This is a genomic window from Vallitalea okinawensis (genome assembly GCF_002964605.1).
Taxonomy (GTDB): Bacteria; Bacillota; Clostridia; order Lachnospirales; family PQDH01; genus Vallitalea_A; species Vallitalea_A okinawensis.
The window spans coordinates 165,387-183,544 of the sequence record NZ_PQDH01000009.1 but is presented as its reverse complement, the minus strand read 5'-3'; the positions used below and the strand labels follow the sequence as shown (position 1 = coordinate 183,544).

Below are 18,158 nucleotides of genomic sequence, written 5' to 3'. Positions count from 1 at the left end.
TAAATAGGAGGGCACACAATGAAATCCAAAGAAGTAAAAAAACAATACAAAACCTCAAATAATCTACAAGCACGTATGCAAATTCATAATCGCTATAGTATGAACAGTTACGGGTGGGGTAGATGGGTTTTCGATCAATATGTATTTCCTTTCGGTATTAAAATATTAGAACTTGGATGTGGTACTGGTGGTCAATGGCGTGGTAAAAAAGAAGTTATAGAAAAAGAATGGGATATAACATTAACGGACCAATCACCAGGAATGTTAAAAAGGGCGCAGGAAAATACAAAGAACCTTAGTCAACATATGACCTATCAGGTTGTCAATGCAGAAGAAATTCCATTCGAAGATGAAACCTTTGATGCTGTGATTGCAAATCATATGATTTATCACATACCAGATAAAGAGAAAGCGATCAAAGAGATGGCAAGGGTAATAAAACCAAAGGGTAAATTATATTGTACGACCTTAGGTATTAACAATATGGTTGAATTAGGTAAGTTATTAACAGCATTTGACCCTCGAATAGATTTCTTAAATCATCATGTTGCTAGACATTTTGGGCTAGAAAATGGTGGTCAAATGCTAAGAAAAGAATTTAAATCCGTTGAGATCAGACGCTATAAAGACGGTTTATTGGTGAAAGAGCCAGATCCACTTTATGAATATATACTTTCTCTTAAAGGTTTTGGCAATACTGTTAAGATCATTGAAGAGAGAGGCAAAGATGCATTTGAAGAATATATATATGGTTTGTTTTATGATAAGGAGCACATCCCTATCACAAAAGATGGTGGGATGTTTATAGCTCGAAAATAAAAAGGAGCGTGAACCTATGGCAGTATTAGTTTGTGGTGGAGCAGGTTATATTGGCTCACATACAGTAGCAGAACTTTTAGATAAAGGTGAAGAAGTTGTTGTCGTTGATAACCTACAAAAAGGACATAGAGATGCCGTATTAGAAGGTGCAAAGCTTTATGTAGGCGATTTAAGAGATGAAGCTTTCATGGACACAGTCTTTACAGAGAACAAAATCGATAGTGTTATTGATTTTGCAGCAGACTCTTTAGTTGGTGAGAGTTGTGTGGAACCTTTAAAATACTATGAGAACAACGTATATGGAACCATGTGTTTACTAAAATCCATGGAAAAGCATGAAGTGAAGAAGATTGTATTCTCTTCAACAGCAGCAACTTATGGTGAGCCTGAAAGTATTCCAATTCAGGAGTCCGATAAAACAGAGCCTAAAAACCCATACGGAGAAACTAAATTATCTGTAGAAAAAATGCTCAAGTGGTGTGATGAAGCTTATAATATCAAGCATGTGGTATTACGCTATTTTAATGCTTGTGGAGCCCATAAGAGTGGTGAAATTGGTGAAGATCATAGCCCAGAATCACACCTAATACCATTAATTTTGCAAGTGCCATTAGGTAAAAGAGAAAAAATATTTGTATTTGGTGATGACTATCCTACTGAAGATGGTAGTTGCATACGTGACTACATCCATGTAACTGATCTAGCTGATGCTCATATCTTAGCAGTAGAAAAATTACGTAAAGACAATACAAGTGCTACATATAACCTTGGCAATGGAAAAGGTTTTTCAGTTAAAGAGGTTATTGAAATTGCTAGAAAAGTAACAGGTCATCCTATACCTGCTGAAATTACTGATCGACGTGCAGGTGACCCAGCAGTATTGATTGCATCATCAGATCGTATTATCGAAGAATTAGGTTGGAATCCTAGATACGATGATTTAGAAACTATTATTGCCTCAGCATGGCAATGGCATAAAAATAATCCAGAAGGCTTCGAGAAATAGGAGGGATAATATGAGCATTCAATTAAATATTGAGAGATTATTGGCTTACGGGTTCAAAAAGAACTTCATATCAGAATGGGATGTCATCCCTACTAGAAATGCCTTATTAGATTTATTACAAGTTGCTGAACCTTATACAGGTGATGACATAATTATCGCAGAAGATACACCAGTGGATATTTTAAATGACATTTTAGATTACTGTGCTGAACAAGGAATCATCGAAGATAATACTACTACTCTTAGAGATTTAATGGATGCGAGAATCATGGGACTTATCATGCCTCGTCAATCAGGAGTAGTTGCACGTTATCAGAATACAACAAAAGAGAAAGGTGTTAAAGAAGCTGTAGATAATTTCTATGCCATGAGTAAAAATTCTAATTATATCCGAATGGATCGTATTGCAAAGAATCTTTATTGGAAAGGGGAAACCCCTTATGGTGATTTAGAGATTACCATCAATCTTTCCAAACCAGAAAAAGATCCAAAGGAAATAGAGAAGGCTAAGTTAATGCCTCAAGCTAGTTATCCAAAATGCCTGTTATGTGTTGATAATGTAGGTTATGCAGGACGACTCAACCATCCTGGTAGACAAAACCACAGAGTACTACCATTAACCCTTAAGGATGAAAGATGGTATTTCCAATACTCGCCTTATGTGTACTATAATGAACATTCCATCATCTTTAATGGTGACCACACACCGATGAAAATTTCTATTAACACCTTCAAGCGTCTTATGGATTTCATTGATACAATACCTCACTACTTTATTGGTTCTAATGCAGATTTACCAATAGTAGGCGGCTCCATCTTAAGTCATGATCACTTCCAAGGTGGTAACCATACCTTCCCAATGGAAGTAGCAGCTGAAAGAGAAAAGTTTGTTCATGATGACTTCAAAGATGTTAGGGCGGCAATCGTGGATTGGCAAATGTCAGTAGTGCGTATAAGCAGTCAAAATAAAGAACAATTAATCACTATGGCAGATAAAATTTTATGTGCTTGGCGTGAATATAGTGATGAGCAAGTGGATATACTATCTCATAGTGGGCAAGATAGTGAAAGAATCCCTCACAACACTATTACACCTATTGCCCGCAGAAACAAACAAGGACTTTATGAAATTGACCTTGTATTGCGCAACAATAGAAGAACAGAAGAATACCCCGATGGTATCTTCCATCCACATCCTCACTTACACCATATTAAGAAAGAAAACATTGGTTTGATAGAGGTAATGGGATTGGCTGTTCTTCCAGGCAGACTTAAAACGGAACTAGAACTCATAAAAGGCATTCTTACAAACAAAGTAGACTTCGAACAATTAAACGACCAAGAGAAAGCTTCTGTAGAAAAGCATCTGCCTTGGATTGATGAAATCAATAAGAAGATCGACAATAACTTATGTGAGGCAGATGCTGAAGCTCTTCTCCAAGATGAAGTAACAGCCAAATTCTCACAAGTGCTAGAATGCGCTGGTGTATACAAAAGAGATGAAAAAGGACAAGAAGCCTTTAGAAGATTTATGGAGTACTTAGGATTTAAATAATATAATAACGAAAAGCGAAGGGTCCCTACTCCTTCGCTTTTTTGTGATAAGACTTGAAATTTACATACGATTAGCTAATATACTTTAATTATACGAATAGATATATAATACGTCAAGAATATTGAATGATTTTAATCTAAGTTCCTCATATCTATAAATCCTCAAATATCGCCTTCACATCAATCATTCCATTCCCAGTTTGCAAATCTTCACCACTACGCAATAAATCCATTGCATTCTCATCAATTAGATTCTTTATCTCCTCCATACTTAAATCAGGATTCTCTGCCATCATCATGGCTACCACACCTGATACTAGTGGAGCAGCCATACTCGTTCCATCCCATGCAGCATAACTACCATTAGGAACCGTACTTAGAATTTTAACTCCTGGAGCAGCTATATCAACACTGGTGCCAAAGTTAGAAAAGTAGGCGGATTTTTGAAGCAAGTTGGATGCAGCTACAGTATAGACACCTTCCAAACCGGCAGGCGTATAAGTATCACAATTTTGTTTATCGTTACCCGATGCAGCCACTACAAAGACATCATGATCTAAAGCATACTTTACAGCCTCAGCTATGAGCACATCTTCCTCTGGACTACCAAGGCTTAGATTAATAATATCAGCTCCTTGCTCAACTGCATAGACAATGGCCTCAGCGATAATATCAGAGAAACCTTGACCCTTAGCATCTAAGGCTTTAATAGGAATAATCGTTGCACCTAAAGTTCCTACAACACCTGCAATACCTTCTTCATTATTGGCTTCAGCAGCAATGATACCAGCTACATGGGTGCCATGCCAGTTATCATCCATAGGATCATTATCATCATTAATGAAGTCATAGCCTAAATCCTTATCAACACGATTAACTAGATCAGGATGATTATAGTCTACTCCGGTGTCGATGACAGCAATCTGAATATCATCCTTTTGATCAATAAGTTCCCAGACTTCATAAGCCCCAGTTGTATAAAGATTCCATTGAGATTTGGCACCAGGGTCATTAACTCCTAAATCTCTTGTTTCAATGGCATCAATGACAAATTTTTTACCGATAGAAATCTTAGCGATAGGTTGAACAATACCAACTTTAAGGTTATTATTTTCATTTCTTAAACGTTCCAATCGTCTATTAATTGTTCTACTATCATCATTTATTTTATTGTTCTCTTCATTCATCAAATTTTCTTCTGTAGTAACCACGCATCCACTAAAGGAAAGAACACCTGCTAACAATAAACTTATAATTGGTTTCATCATCAATAACGCCTCCTAACAGTTATCCTATAAACAATATATTAAATAAAGGTACCAAGGTCAATACAATGGAACTATATGTAATAAAGAGTTAAACGTGCCAACACATTTCCATCACATAAGAGGTATTATACAAATTGATACCCAAAAAGAAAATTGAATCTTGCATCCTAGACGCCTTTATTTATAATAAAATTAAGGTAGATACTTTGAAATAATACAAAGGAGTGACAGAATGAAGCAACCCAACATACTCTTTATCTTATCCGATGATCAAGGAGCCTGGGCTATGGGGTGTGCAGGTAACGATGAAATCATAACTCCCAATCTTGATCAATTAGCCAAAGAAGGTATCCTTTTTAATAACTATTTTTGCACCTGTCCAGTATGCTCACCTGCTAGAGCATCCATATTAACAGGGCGTATACCATCTCAGCATGGTGTCCACGACTGGATCAGTTCTGGGAACATTAACTTTGAAGACTTATCGGAAGACATGAAAAAGAATCGAGCGTTGATAAAAGAAACAGTACCCATGAAGTACTTGGAAGGACAACCAGCCTATACAGACTACTTAAAACAAGCAGGCTACACCTGTGGTATCAGCGGTAAATGGCATCTTGGTGATAGCATCACGCCACAGAAAGGTTTTGATTACTGGGAAGTCATAGCCAAGGGTGGATGTAACTATTATCAATCAGAGATTATTAAAGACAATGAAGTTGTCTATGGTGAGAAGTACATAACAGATATGATTACGGATAACGCTCTTAACTTTTTACAAAGGGAGAAGGAGAATAACCAACCCTTTTATTTAAGCGTTCACTACACAGCACCTCATTCACCATGGAACAAAGAGAATCATCCAGATGAGGTTTGGCAGCTTTATGAAGATTGTGCCTTTGATTCAGTTCCTAATGTACCTCAGCATCCTTGGCTCATTGATGCTTTTAAGTCTTTAGGAGGTGAGAAAAGAAAAGAAGCCTTAAGAGGGTATTATACAGCAGTTACAGCAATGGATAGAGGGATAGGAAGGTTACTTGATAAGTTGGATGAACTCGACATAAGAGAGAATACACTTATCATCTTCACCAGTGATAACGGTATGAACATGGGACATCATGGTGTTTTTGGCAAAGGCAATGGAACTTTCCCATTAAATCTTTATGATTCCTCAGTGAAGGTACCTATGATCATGAGCTTACCAAAGAAAGAAAATGGTAATAGCACCTGTGAAACCATGCTAAGCCATTATGATATCATGCCTACACTATTGGATTACTTAGGTTTAGACATGACTTCCTGTGAGGGGTTACCAGGTAAGAGCTTTGCATATCTATTAGGTGATGAAGATGGAAAGAGTATAGATCATCATGAAGAAGTAATCATCTATGATGAATACGGTCCAGCTCGTATGATCCGTACAAAAGAGTGGAAATACATTCATCGTTACCCCTATGGACCTCATGAACTTTATGATCTTGTAAATGATCCTGAAGAAAACAACAATCTGATAGATGATACCAGTAAGGAGAATATGCTTCAACAATTGAGACACCAATTAAGAACCTGGTTCTTGAAATATACCATTCCAGCAATGGATGGAAGATATGAACCTGTTACGGGGAATGGACAAATCAATCAATTAGGAAGTGCTACAGACACTTTCTTATAGGAAGGAATTATATTTCTAAGAGTAGATTTAAATGAGATGGAAAAGAAGCTATAGATATTGTCAAATCAGTATTTATAGCTTTTTCTAGTTCAGTTATGGGATGTGGTGTATAATAGAAAATAACAAGTAATAACCATTGGGGGGTTATAATGTTAAAGAATAAGAGTCTATATTTTAAATTACTATTCAATCTACTCATTTTAATGATCATCATTACACTAACAACGGGAGCTCTTAGTTACTATCTGATAAGCAGTGCCTTAAAGCAAAATGCCTATGATTATAATACGGAAGTTCTCTATCAGACCAAACAGGTGACAGACGTTATATTAGATGAGATATCTAAAATGGCATTAGAGCTTACAGTAAGCCAAGATATAGAAAGGCTTATACTAGCACCTTGGTCCATTGAAGATAATTACAACCAATTAAAGAATATTACTTCTCTACTGGAAAATCGGCTACAAATCTTTAATTATATCTATTCCATTTATATCTATGATGAGACAAATAATCGAGTCATAACTGATATAGGTATAACGGACTTAGATGTATTCAGTGACAGAGGTTTTATAGAAGCGAATATGAATGATGATAACTTCTATTACTGGACATCAAGTAGAACATTATATAAAACGACCCATGTATCCAACGAAGTCATCAGTTTAGTCATGAGTCTACCATTAAGCAGTACTAATACCAGAGGGATGCTGGTCATTAATATTGACCAGAAAGCAGTCTATGACGATTATATCAATATTAATAATGAAAAATTAGGTAACATTCATGTTATTGATGATAATGATAATATTATTTTTTCTAAGGATGATAAGCAGATTATATCAAGTTTAAAGACCATTAACCAGCATATTCAACAAGGAGAGACAGGTAGTTTCATTGTTAAAGATGGTAGAGATAATAACTTCGTATCCTCTATACAAGGAGATAATGGCTGGAAATACATTAGTATTATGCCTTATAATCAAGTATTCAAAAACGCTTTGATAGTCATCAAAATTACACTAACCATCTGTTTTATTTGTCTTTTGCTAGGTATTGCTTTAGCTTTATTTGTCTCAAAGAAATATTATAGCCCTATTCGTAAACTGACAGAAGATATATTGGATTTACGAAAAGATGGGGTGGATATGGACAAGGATAAAGACTTCAATGAGCTAGGGTATATAAAGGGGTCCTTTGATTGTCTTTGTAAAGAGAATGAACAGATTAAACTTCAATTCGAGCAGAATGAGTTGATTTTAAAAGAATATTTTTTACTAAGTCTTATTAACGGAAATGTAACAGATGAATCAACCATTATCCATGATTTTGACTATTACAATATTCCTATGACTTTACAAGGTTATGTTGCTATGGTTTTAAAGATTAATCATATGAATCAAGGAAAAACAGCTAAAGAGCAGAACTTAACACGTTATAAGATTAAGTTACTCTGTGGGGAATGCATACAAGAAGTAACAAAGGGTATCGTTATAGATACTAGCCTTGATAACTATGTGCTGATTCTTAATCTGGATCAGGTAACAGAGAAAAAGGCTATGGAAGATATTTGCCATAGTGTAGCTGAAGCAGTCAGCAGTAGAGTCAAGCAACAAGTTCAATGTGAGACATTTATAAGCATTGGGTCCTATTATGAATCGATAGAGGATATTAGTCTTTCCTTAAAAGAGGCAGAAAGAAACCTAGAGTATAAATGTTTAGTGGCAGGAGAAAATGTAATCTCTCACGGAGAAGATAAATTTCTTCAAAGAAGAAGCAAAGACATACAGAAGTTCGAGAAGGAAAGTAAACAACTTCTTTACAGCATCAAAAAAGGAAAGAGTAGCTGTGAACAGGTTGAAGTTGAACCCATGCTAGAAGAACTGTTAAGAAGTAAATCCATTAGTGTACAGCATAAATACTTCCTCCTTATGCGTTTAATCAACCAGCTCATTACTTTAATAGTAGAGCTCAATGGCGATATTGATACCATCTTTCATTCTAACTTAAACCTCTATACCGAATTTGGGCAACTGAGGTCATTAGAAGAAATTAAAGAATGGTTCAATCAAGCCATCAGTAACCTACAAGATTTCATTAGCCAAAAACAAGATAATCAAAACGTTGAGTTAATTAATCAGATTAAAGCATATATGCAGGAACATTATACAGAGCCTCTCACATTGGATATCATCAGCGATGAGTTTCATATAAGTAGAAGCTACTTCAGTAAACTCTTCAAAGATCAAATGAATACCACCTTCTTAAACTACCTGAATGAGATACGCATCGAGAAGGCAAGTACCTTATTAATAGAAACAAAAGATAACATCGTGGAAATAGCAGAAAAGACAGGCTACTTAAACAAGCAAAACATCATCAGAGCATTCAAAAAATACTACAACATGACCCCAACAGAATATAGAAAAAAAATGAAAGAATAGAAAAAGGGATTCATCTACACCACGTAGAGAATCCCTTTTTGATACGATTTTATACGCATAATAAGAAATGATACCATCAAAAAAGCCAATATAATCCCCATTAGATAAATAGAATCTTGAGAGCTAACTGTCATGAAATCTATAATAATACCATCACATGCAATCATCGTTCTGACATTTACAGTAACTTCAATTCAAAAATTTGCCTAATCGATACAGAGAGTATGTAAGGTGTTCTATGGAGCAGTGAGCCACGGATGGCGAACCTGGCTGTCTAAGACATGGACGTCTTTCCAGCCAGCGTAATAGAATTCCTTATATACTCGACCGTATAAAGTGGTAATCGTCATTTGGAGTTAAAGAAAGGGGATAAGTATGAATGGCTTAACAACGGTAAAGAAAAAATCATCTAAGACCAAAAGCAATCGATCATTATTAGCCTACATATGGTTTCATCGCTATTTATATCTACTATTAGTACCAGGTATCATCTATTATATTATTTTTCATTACATACCTATGTACGGTGCTACCATTGCATTCAAAGACTTCAATATTATGAAGGGTATCATCGGTAGTCCATGGGCAGGATTCAAACACTTTGAGTATCTATTTTCATTAAATAAGTTCTTTCAAGTATTTAAGAATACTATCATCATCAGTTTAATGAGGTTAGTTTGTGGTTTCCCTGCACCCATCATTGTTGCATTACTTCTTAATGAACTATCCAAGATGAAATTTAAAAAAGTTATTCAGACAGTTGTCTATTTACCTCATTTTATTTCCTGGGTCATCTTTGGTGGTATGTTAGTTACCATTCTCTCAGCAGAAACAGGTATAGTCAATATGATCATCGTGGCACTGGGTGGTGAACCTATCGGTTTCTTAACAGACCCAGAATACTTCAGATGGACTCTCGTATGGACAGCCATCTATAAATGGTTTGGTTGGAATACAGTTATCTATATGGCAGCGTTGTCTGGTGTTGATACCCAGCTCTATGAAGCAGCTGTTATCGATGGTGCTAATAGATGGCAAAGAATATGGCATATAACCTTACCATGCATTAAAGGTACCATTGTAGTCTTGTTAATCTTACGTATAGGTAATTTAATGCAAGCAGGATTTGAACAAATCTATGTCCTATACAACCCAGCTGTATATAGAGTATCGGATATCCTTGATACCTATGTCTATCGACTTGGTTTATCAGAAGGTAAGTTCAGCTTGGCAACAGCCATAGGTCTCTTTAAGTCTGTCATTAACTTTGTACTTTTAATATCAGCTAACAAAATAGCCCGTATGATGGAACAACCAGGGATTTATTAGAGGGGAGGAAAAAAGATGAAAGAACGTAGCATTGGCAATAGAATCTTTAATACCATTAACGTCATTGTATTAACCATACTGGCATTAGCTACACTATATCCCTTCTGGGAAGTCTTAGTATCCTCCATCAGTTCTTATGAGGGGTACCTAGCAACAGATTATCATATCTTACCTACAGAAGTGGATTTAACGGCATACAAATACATTTTCAGAATGGAAGGGTTATGGTCTTCCTATGGTGTCACCATTTTTATTACAGTAGTAGGAACACTCATCAATATGCTTCTAACCATAACAACAGGATATGTATTATCCAAAGAAGACTTAAAAGGAACCAAGATCATTATGTTCCTTATCGTTTTTACCATGCTCTTTAGTGGTGGATTGATTCCTTCCTACATGGTTGTTAAAAATCTAGGAATTATGAATACCGTATGGGCATTAATCATGCCAACAGCTATATCTACTTATAACTTGATCATTATGAAGAATTTCTTCATGTCAATACCAAAGAGCATAGAAGAATCAGCTATTATTGATGGCTGTACGGATATAGGCGTACTTTTCAAGATCGTTATTCCATTATCCATGCCAGCCATAGCAACGATCAGTCTCTTTTATGCGGTATACCATTGGAATGATTATTTTCAAGCAGTTTTATACATCACTAATAGAGAGAAGTGGCCTCTACAACTCTTTCTTCGCTCCATGCTTTTTGAAAATGAAGCCAGTAGCATGAGTGGAGGGGATGACCCTTACCTCTTAGGAACGCCCATCAAAATGGCAGCTGTTATGGTAGCACTTATCCCGATTATCAGTACTTATCCATTCTTCCAAAAGTATTTCGTTAAAGGGGTTATGATAGGGTCGGTTAAAGGTTAAGTTGTAGAAAACAAAACCATGTCCTTTAAATAGCTAATGATGCTATAATAATGTAAAAGAAGGACAGGTGGTTTTGATATAGATATGAAGTTCATAATAAGGTATTAATGAAAGGGGAGTTACATATGTCAATGAGAAAGCTAATAGCAATCTTATGTGTATTTGTATTGACCGTGGGAATTTTCGGGGGATGTGCTAGTGATGATGAACAACCATCATCTAGTAATAGTGAGAAGAAATCCGATACAAAGAGTGAAAGTAAGGGTGAAGAAAAGCCTTATGAATTATCCTTTTTATTCTTAGGGGATGATGCGGCTAAGAGTGTCAATGCAGACAACGATAGAGTTGTTAAAGAAATGAGCGAGCGTTTAGGCGTTACTTTCCAATTTAGAAGTGTACCAGAGGGCGGTTACGAAAAGATTAATATTGCCATTGCATCTGGTGACCTTCCAGACGTCGTTAACAGCAGTTATCCCAATGCTGCAGTGAGTCAGTGGATCAGAGATGGTGTTATCCTTCCTATCAATGACTACTTTGATATCATGCCAACTGTTAAAGAACAATGTGAACGCGAATCATGGACAGCTGTTGATGGTCAATACTATGGCTATCCCTTCATCGCTCAAAAAGGCATTACCAATTCAAACATCGTTGTCAGAGGGGATTGGATGGAAGAGCTAGGTATTGAGGAACCACAGACATTAGATGAATTCCATGATATGTTACTTAAGTTTAGAGCGGATAAAGATACATACGGTATTAGTGGAGCAAAACCAATCGGTAACTTTGCCTGGGTATTCCATGCTTACGGATTAGAATATGCAGATTGGTCATTAGATGTTGATAGTAATGTTATCCCTAAATTTGAAGACCCATCTTTCAAACTTGGTATGGAGTACTTAAAGACTTTATGGGATGAAGATCTTATTGATAAAGAGTTCATGTTAAATGATAACAAGATGAAAGAAGAAAAATGGTACCAAGGTAAGGTAGCAGTTGTTGATTTACCATTATACCGTCATGTATCTCGTCATGAAGGTAACTTACAAAAAGTTGATCCTAATGGTAAGTTAACGTACATCGCACCACCAGCGGGTCCAGAAGGTAATCGTGGTTTTGCAGGAGAAGGAAAGAGTGGTATGCTGACAGCTATTACAGCAGCTTGTGAACAACCAGAAAAAGCAGCAGCTTTTATTGAATTACTTGTATCACCAGAAGGCAGAGATCTATTAACATTAGGTATAGAAGGCGTTCACTATACAAAAGATGGTGACACCATTAACTATAACCTAGAAGAACGTGAAAAAGATAACTTTGCCTCAAACGGTTGGTCCCATTTCCTAGCATGGGGTACAGTGACATGGCCACTAGCTTCCAATTATCTACCACAAATCGAACCTAACAGAGAAAGAGCCTTAGACTCCGTAGACTTCGCATCCCAATACCAAATGGGCAACCTTGTACCACTCAAAACAGAATCCGAAATCGAATTCAAAGGTCTATTGGACGAAATCTACAACGAAAAATTCATCATGATGCTAACAGGAGAAGTAACCATCGACGAAGGCATCACAAGCCTTAGCGAAGAATGGAGAGACCAAGGCGGCGACCAAGTCCTAGCAGAAGTACAAAAGATCTACGATAGTTTAAAATAATAGCTAATACAAATATAGTTATGGGGATGATAGGTATAAAATACTTATCATCCTCTTCTCTTTTCCCAACTAAATTTTAAAATAGAATATTTAACTCAATCACCCAACACCGAAAGCATGTAAGGTATTCTATAGAGCAGCGAGCCAAGGATGGCGAGCCCAGCTATAAAGACATGGACGTCTTCCTAGCTGGCGAATAGAATGCCTTACATGCTTGACCGTGTGCAATTTATTTAAAGGTTATTTTACAATTTAGTCATTTCCTTATCTTTCATAAACATGTATAATAAATAAGGTGAATCATATGATATAAATAACGCGATCATATGAAGTGAAATTTAGGAGGTAAAAGAATGGGTTTTATACAATTTGAAAAACCTGCACAAGGTGAAGAAATCGCAATCATGACAACTAATCATGGTACATTAAAAATTCGTCTCTTTGAAGAGCAAGCACCAAAGACAGTAGAAAACTTCAAAACACATGTAAAAAACGGTTACTATAACGGTTTAATCTTCCACCGTATTATCAAAGACTTCATGCTTCAAGGTGGAGACCCAACAGGAACAGGTATGGGTGGCGAAAGTATTTGGGGTAAAGCATTCCCAGATGAGTTCAGCGAAGAAGTACTCAACTTCAGAGGAGCATTATCCATGGCAAATAGTGGTCCTAACACAAATGGCAGTCAATTCTTCATCGTTCAAAAAGATAGCGTAGAAGAACAAATGCTAGGACAATTAAAAGGTGCTAGTTTCCCAGATGAAGCAGTCGAAGCCTACAAAGAGCATGGTGGTACACCATGGTTAGACTTCAGACATTCTGTATTTGGTCAAGTATTTGAAGGTATGGACATCGTCGATGCAATTGCTAACGTTAAAACTGGTGTACAAGATAAACCAGTTGAAGACGTTGTCATAAAAAAACTTGAAATAGTAGCTTACGAAGGATAAATAACCTGAATCATGATATAAATACGAATTTAGGTTAAAGGAGAGGATGAAACCTATGCAAAACATCATAGCATTTATGCTTTGTATCGTTCTAACATTCTCTACAACAGGTTGCGCTAGTGATAACGGTACAGTAGAAGAATTAAATATTGATGCTGGAGATTACACCAAGCAAATGTCACTACCAGAGGATGGAGAAGAAATTGCTATCATGCATACCAATCATGGTGATATTTATATTAAGCTCTTTGAAGAAAAAGCACCAAAATCAGTAGAGAACTTTAAAACTCATGCTACAAATGAATACTATAATGGCATTACATTTCACAGAGTAATCAAAGATTTCATGATTCAAGGTGGTGATCCAACAGGAACAGGTGCCGGTGGTGAAAGTATCTGGGGTGAGCCCTTCGAAGATGAGTTCAGTAAGGATTTATTGAATTTCAGAGGTGCATTATCCATGGCGAATGCTGGACCAGGTACCAATGGTAGTCAATTTTTTATTGTTCAAGCACCACCTTTAGATGAGCAAACCTTAGAGTCCATGAAAGCCAGTGGTTACCCAGAAGATGCTCTTAATATTTATAGAGAAATCGGTGGTACACCATGGTTAGACTTCAGACATTCTGTATTCGGTCAAGTATTTAAGGGTATGAACATCGTAGACGAAATTGCAGCAGTAGAAGTTGGAGACAATGATAAACCCGTTGACGATATTATCATCGAGAGTATTGAGATTGTGGAATGGAAAGAGTAAAACTATAAGAAATATTCCTGTTTAATGCATTTAGACAGGGATTTTTTTCGTGGTGCAATCATCTTGTGATGACAGTGTAAAGGGTATATTACATTTGTATTACATTACGAGCTGTCTATTGAAAATTTAACCAATTTATTTTATAATACATTATGCCAAGGTTGGCAAAATATATCTGTTACAATAATATTACATAAGGCTAAGTTTTATTGACTGGAAAAATATGCTTTGCTATAATTATTGTAAACTATGTGGTAAAAATAACCACATGGGATAAATAAAATATAATTTAGAGGAGGAAAAACGCTATTATGAAAAATTTCAAAAAAGTACTTGCTTTAGTTTTAGCACTTTCAATGGTCTTATCTTCAATGACAGCATTTGCTGCAGAAGTTGATAACACTACTGAAGCGGAAGTACTAAATTCATTAGGTTTATTTGATGGTGTTAATCCAGACGAATTTGATCCAAATCTTGAGGGTGACGTTACAAAAGGTGACGCTCTTATCATGATGTCACGTATTTTTAATTGGGATGTTGAATCTACTAAAGGTGAAGAAATCCCATTTACTGATGTTGAGTCTTGGCAAGTAGACGCTGTTACATATGCATATGTAAATGGCATTACTGTTGGAGACGGTGGCGAATTACTTGTTCAAGAAATGACATCTAAGCAATTAGTTACTTTAGTATTAAGAGAATTAGGTTACGAAAGTGCTTATGCTTGGGATCATGCTATTGAGTTAGCTTTAGCTGAAGATTTATTAACTGCTACAGAAGTTCTTGCAGCTGATGAAGTAGCTATTAGAGATAACTTAGTAGGCGTTTGCTATAACTCATTAACAGCTGTTCCTCAAGACGCAGAAGCAACTGTTCTTGAAGCATTAGTTGAAGAAGGTGCTGTTGAAGAAGATGCAGCAGTAGCTAGTGGTTTAATGGAAGAGCCAGCTCCAGAAGTATTTGAAGTAGCTTCAGTTGAGCCTCTTAGTTTAGTTCAAACATTAGTAGTATTTACTGCTGACGTTGATGACGATACTGTAGATGCTGATGACTTCGAATTTGATGGTGACGAAGCTTTAGATTTTGAAGTTAAAGACGACAACAAATCTATCGTTGTAACTCATACAGAGATTGAAAACGGTGCAAAGGTTGACGTTGAGATCGCTAACATCGATGATGCTGAAGGTACAAGCGTTGAAGATACAGAATTAGAAGATGTATACTACTTAGACAAAGAATTCCCAGAAGTAGTTGATGTTGAAGTATTCGGTGATAGAGAAATCAGAATCGTATTCAGCGAAATGATGGAATCTATTATTTCATCAACAGCTAATAAAGACTTATCTGATGAGTTTGATTCAGATGGTAATTTCGATACTGACTTAGCTGAAATCGAAGAAGATGGTTTTACTGTTTACAAAGAGAGCGGTAAAAAAGCTGGTATCAAAGAAGTAAGACGTAATCCTAACGATTACAATGCTGTAGATATTACTTTATCTGCTGATTTAAATGATGGTGAAACTTACACAATTAAAATTGATGCAGACGTAGTTGATTTTGCTGGTTACGGAATGTATGATGAAGTAACAGTTGATGTAGAGTTAATTACTGTTGCACCAGAAGTTGTAAGTTATGATGTTGATTCATCAACAGAAGTAACTTTAACTTTCGATAGAGATATTACTGTAGCTGATAATGCTGTAGCTAATTTCTATCATACAAACTCTAAAAATGATGTTGATGTTGCACCTACTGCTGATGGTACGGATTTAACATTAACATTTGATGAAGATGATGAATTACCAGAAGGTACTGCATACATCTATTTAGAAGAAGATTCTATTGAAGATTTATATGGAAATGCAATTGGTACTATTAAAGTAACAATTGAAAGAGAAGAAGATACTACTGCACCAATCGTTGTAGATGTTGAGCAAGTTGATGGTGATGATGCTGAAAATAAATATTTCAAAATCACTCTTGATGAAGGCGATACATCAGATTCAGCTGAAGATGAAGATATCTACACTGTAACTGATGAAGATGGTGATGAAGTAGATGTACGTAGAGCAACTTTAAATTCTGATGGTGATGAAATCACAGTTGAATTAAGAGATGAAGTAACTGGGGAAATTACAGTTGTTATCGATGGTCTTGAAGATAACGAAGGTAATGACATGGAAAAATCAGAATTCACTTTAGAAATGTCTGATGAAATTAGCCCAGATCTTGCTGCAACAGAAGTAACTTATTATACTGTAGATGGCGATTTAGTTGTTAATGTTGCATATGAAAAAGAAATGGCTGAAGATGGTGAGTTCTCAGTAACTGATGAATCTAAATACCAATTCAAAAAAGGTACATCAAATGCAACTTTATATGATGCTGATAGTGATATTGAAGATGTTGACATTGAATTAAGTGATGAAGGTGATGTAGTAACAATCACTATTCCTAACAAAGATAATGATGACTTCTTTAATGCAACAACAGGTCTTGCTGCAAATAGTGGTAACTGGAAATTAATCATTGCTAGAGTAGCAGATGCTTCAGGTAATGAAACAAAATCATTGACAGAAGAATTAGCTATTGCAGGTGGTGCAACTTCAGTGAAACTTGTTGATGATGATAAATATGAATCAACAACTGAAAACTGGGTTCGTGCAATTTCATCAACAGAAATCGAAATTAAAATCGATGGAAAAGTTGATGTAGATGCTGATGATTTCGAATTATACTATGGTTCAGATGTTGCTTCTCAAAAGCTTGATATCAATGTAAATGATACTTATGATGATGGCGATACTGTTGTTACATTAGAACTTGATGATTATGATCTAAATGCTGATGGTACTGTAACTATTAACAATACTGATTATGCTTTAGTATTAGATATAGCAGACCATGGTAATACTATTGATACAGTAAATGAGTATGATGTACCAGTAGAAACATATGATAAATTAACTGTATATGATTTCATCGATCCTGAATTTGATGAAGATGCAACTAAAGATTTAGTTATCGCTACTTTTGATAATACTGTAACAGTTACTCAAGGAACGGAAGTTGCTTTAGTTACAACTGGTACTTCTGTAACTGTAGGTGATACACAAAACAAGCAAGTAGTAACTCATAACAGCAATACTGCTGTTAAATACACACTTGTATTTGATGAAGAAGTTGAGTTTGAAAATGCTTTAGGTTTAACAGATATCAAAGTTGAATTTGATGGTGATGAATTAAAAGCAGATGTAGACTATGACGTTGTTAGTTCTTCAGTAAATAGTGTTGAGTTATATATTTACTTAGCTACTGATGTAAATGATTCTGCTGGTAGATATTATATTACTGTAGAAGATGCTGATTTCTTAGGTGATAGAGATGGTTCTGAAGAAACAGTTAACTATGTAGAAGATTTCACTTTCGATTTTGATATTGAAGTTGTTGATCCTACAGAAGCAACTGGTTTAACAGTAACTGCAACAGCTAATGGTGCTGTCTATGATTTAAGTGTTGATGAAACACTTACTCAAGGAAATGTATTCTTATACATGATTGGTAGCGCTAGTGATGTACCAACTGTAGGAGAAGATGTATCTACTTGGAATTCATTAACTGGTGCAACAGCTAATGCTGGTGACTATGTAATAGTTGTTGAAGCTCAAGTTGATTCAAATACTGGTATAGAAGAAGTTGTAAAAGCTGGTGTTCTTGAAATACAGTAATTCCATAATATGAATAATAAAAAGTCGATCCTTTAGGGTCGACTTTTTTTGTGGCTCTTTTTCTGTAATCAACTATTAACATCATTGTAACACT

Annotated in this window: 12 protein-coding genes; 11 read left to right on the top strand and 1 reads right to left on the bottom strand. The window is 35.8% G+C overall.

Translation table 11 applies throughout. From position 1 onward, the window contains the following. Positions 1 to 18 precede the first annotated feature (18 nt). The 3 genes from C1Y58_RS20895 to C1Y58_RS20885 are packed head-to-tail and all read left to right on the top strand — an operon-like array spanning position 19 to position 3,380. Positions 19 to 819, top strand: coding sequence for a class I SAM-dependent methyltransferase (locus C1Y58_RS20895; RefSeq protein ID WP_105618453.1), 801 nt, complete (start codon positions 19 to 21; stop codon positions 817 to 819). Positions 820 to 835: 16 nt separating this feature from the next. Further along, positions 836 to 1,825: a UDP-glucose 4-epimerase GalE gene (galE, locus tag C1Y58_RS20890; protein WP_105618451.1), complete on the top strand. Its 990-nt coding sequence runs from the start codon at positions 836 to 838 to the stop codon at positions 1,823 to 1,825. A gap of 10 nt (positions 1,826 to 1,835) precedes the next feature. Beyond that, complete coding sequence (locus C1Y58_RS20885) at positions 1,836 to 3,380, top strand: UDP-glucose--hexose-1-phosphate uridylyltransferase (RefSeq protein ID WP_105618449.1); 1,545 nt, start codon at positions 1,836 to 1,838, stop codon at positions 3,378 to 3,380. A gap of 151 nt (positions 3,381 to 3,531) precedes the next feature. Here C1Y58_RS20885 and C1Y58_RS20880 read toward each other — a convergent pair whose 3' ends face one another. After that, on the bottom strand, positions 3,532 to 4,647 hold the full coding sequence (locus C1Y58_RS20880; protein ID WP_105618447.1) for a S8 family peptidase: 1,116 nt from the start codon (positions 4,645 to 4,647) through the stop codon (positions 3,532 to 3,534). Positions 4,648 to 4,879: 232 nt separating this feature from the next. Between C1Y58_RS20880 and C1Y58_RS20875 the strand changes: the two genes are divergently transcribed. The 8 genes from C1Y58_RS20875 to C1Y58_RS20840 all read left to right on the top strand — a co-directional run bounded on the left by C1Y58_RS20875 (position 4,880) and on the right by C1Y58_RS20840 (position 18,064). After that, positions 4,880 to 6,319 (top strand): sulfatase family protein, encoded by a 1,440-nt coding sequence (locus C1Y58_RS20875; RefSeq protein WP_105618445.1) that lies wholly within the window; start codon positions 4,880 to 4,882, stop codon positions 6,317 to 6,319. A gap of 149 nt (positions 6,320 to 6,468) precedes the next feature. Continuing rightward, positions 6,469 to 8,763, top strand: coding sequence for a helix-turn-helix domain-containing protein (locus tag C1Y58_RS20870; protein ID WP_105618443.1), 2,295 nt, complete (start codon positions 6,469 to 6,471; stop codon positions 8,761 to 8,763). 375 nt (positions 8,764 to 9,138) lie between these two features. Next, positions 9,139 to 10,092 carry an ABC transporter permease gene (locus C1Y58_RS20865; RefSeq protein WP_105618441.1) on the top strand — a complete coding sequence of 318 codons (954 nt, stop codon included), beginning with the start codon at positions 9,139 to 9,141 and terminating at the stop codon, positions 10,090 to 10,092. A gap of 15 nt (positions 10,093 to 10,107) precedes the next feature. Next, positions 10,108 to 10,974 (top strand): carbohydrate ABC transporter permease, encoded by an 867-nt coding sequence (locus tag C1Y58_RS20860; RefSeq protein WP_105618439.1) that lies wholly within the window; start codon positions 10,108 to 10,110, stop codon positions 10,972 to 10,974. Positions 10,975 to 11,099: 125 nt separating this feature from the next. Then, positions 11,100 to 12,629 carry an extracellular solute-binding protein gene (locus C1Y58_RS20855; RefSeq protein ID WP_157950224.1) on the top strand — a complete coding sequence of 510 codons (1,530 nt, stop codon included), beginning with the start codon at positions 11,100 to 11,102 and terminating at the stop codon, positions 12,627 to 12,629. Positions 12,630 to 12,982: 353 nt separating this feature from the next. Continuing rightward, a complete protein-coding gene (locus C1Y58_RS20850) occupies positions 12,983 to 13,579 on the top strand; it encodes a peptidylprolyl isomerase (protein ID WP_105618435.1) in 597 nt (198 codons plus the stop codon). A 55-nt stretch (positions 13,580 to 13,634) separates the two neighbouring features. Next, a complete protein-coding gene (locus C1Y58_RS20845; RefSeq protein WP_105618432.1) occupies positions 13,635 to 14,336 on the top strand; it encodes a peptidylprolyl isomerase in 702 nt (233 codons plus the stop codon). Positions 14,337 to 14,647: 311 nt separating this feature from the next. Then, positions 14,648 to 18,064 carry an Ig-like domain-containing domain gene (locus C1Y58_RS20840; RefSeq protein WP_105618430.1) on the top strand — a complete coding sequence of 1,139 codons (3,417 nt, stop codon included), beginning with the start codon at positions 14,648 to 14,650 and terminating at the stop codon, positions 18,062 to 18,064. Positions 18,065 to 18,158: the final 94 nt, after the last annotated feature.